The organism is Bradyrhizobium sp. AUGA SZCCT0431 (genome assembly GCF_018131065.1).
Lineage (GTDB): Bacteria > Pseudomonadota > Alphaproteobacteria > Rhizobiales > Xanthobacteraceae > Bradyrhizobium.
Map to the genome: position 1 here is coordinate 1 of NZ_JAFCLR010000098.1, position 1,482 is coordinate 1,482.

A 1,482-nucleotide genomic window follows, 5' to 3' on the forward strand; every position below is an offset into this window, starting at 1 on the left:
TGACCCAACTGAGACATTAGTTCGCCGCCAGAACTGACATCGGCCCCTTCAAGTATGTTAGTCTGAGCCAGTACGATGCGCGGTATTCAGGCGTGGGGATCCATCCATCAAAAGGGTCACGTCATGAGCAAATGTGAAAATGAAGCAAGCAAGTTCCGTCCATCGGATAGGCCCCTGAACGAATACGAGCAGGAGCAAAAAGCGCTGCGCAAAAACCTAGAACGGCTGAAGGCTGAACGACTGGCGGGAGAGGTTGCCAAGTCGAAGGACGGTTAGAAATCGGAACTCTGTAGCGGCGGGCCGGGCGGCCTCGGTAATTCTTCTATCCCCGGTCGGGGCCGCTTTCGGTTTCTTTGCCTTTAAAGTCGCATTTTCGTTCCCACATTATTTGATGGGGCACCGGAGGCTGAGATGAAATCAGAGTTCTTCAGCATGTTCGGAATACCACCCACCGAATGCGAAATCGAAGCCCGCAAAGATGAATTGGGTGTGCCGCGACTGTGGTTTCGATCAACGGGAAATCCGCTGGTCGGCTTGGATTTGACTGGTGCTACCCAGCTTCAGCATTTGTTGACTGATGCCGGCGAAGCCAATCAGGCGAACGAAATTGGTCAACACATCGCCAAAGCGCAGCACCTTCGATAATTGTTTTTCAGGGGTGATCCTGCAGATAGCAGTCAGCCCGAGGGGGTGAATTGCCTTTAGGGCCTCGGGGCATTACGCAACTTCTCCTGGGCCGCCTTATATTCGTCTTCGAGGGGCAGTTTGTCGAAATCGGGCTTGTAGCCGTTCTTCTCGTATGTCGACCTAGGTATCGGGATGGAAACGCCGTCGTATTCAACCTGAGCCGACTGATCTGGTGTTTTAAATAATCCGGTGGGCATGATGCCAGCCCTCCTTGCTTTGGCTTAAATATATCACGAGGACCTTGATCGCCCCGGCTCACCCAAACAAAAGGACCGCCGGAGACCGGCGGTCCTTTCGTTTACAGTTGGGATTGATGCGCTCGACTTTGCTCTAGCCTTAGACAGTGGCCGCTATGGGTCTCTTATGTCTCTTGTTGGTGCTAGCCGGTGCGAGAACCTATCGATCAAACCTAACCTTTCTTAAAACTGGGCGCGGCTCAAGGAAGTTCAAGTGAGGGATGCTGACCTAGCCCCTTGCCGTCCGCGCGGCCAAACCTATGTCTGCCTTGGCTGATCTGCGCGTTTTGCCCCCAGTCGTCGCGCAGCGCCGGACTTTGCGCCCAATCTGGAGCGTCTGAAGTCGACGCGAGACGCCGCCGGGCCGCTGGGGTTGACGCTTGTCCCGGCCGAAGCACGCGGACTGGACGCACTTGAACAAGCGTTCGCGACGATGATAGGGGAGCGCGCGCAAGCGCTCACCGTTCTAAGTGATGGTGGTGCTGTTCAACTGTCTTCTCACTCGGGCCGACGAAGTGATCGAATAGAGCCGTTGTTTGCTGCGGTGCATGAGTCCGCT

The 1,482-nt window shown here is 55.2% G+C and carries 2 protein-coding genes; both read left to right on the forward strand.

From position 1 onward, the window contains the following. Positions 1-75 precede the first annotated feature (75 nt). The gene (locus tag JQ567_RS37905) at positions 76-276 is read left to right on the forward strand and encodes a hypothetical protein (protein WP_212443534.1); all 201 of its coding nucleotides are present in this window, start codon (positions 76-78) and stop codon (positions 274-276) included. 135 nt (positions 277-411) lie between these two features. After that, a complete protein-coding gene (locus JQ567_RS37910; protein WP_108522855.1) occupies positions 412-645 on the forward strand; it encodes a hypothetical protein in 234 nt (77 codons plus the stop codon). Positions 646-1,482: the final 837 nt, after the last annotated feature.

Excerpts from the sequence above, each read along its gene's own strand:
- JQ567_RS37910 (WP_108522855.1), top strand. The coding sequence starts at position 412 with ATGAAATCAGAGTTCTTCAGCATGTTCGGAATACCACCCACCGAATGC.
- JQ567_RS37905 (WP_212443534.1), top strand. The coding sequence starts at position 76 with ATGCGCGGTATTCAGGCGTGGGGATCCATCCATCAAAAGGGTCACGTC.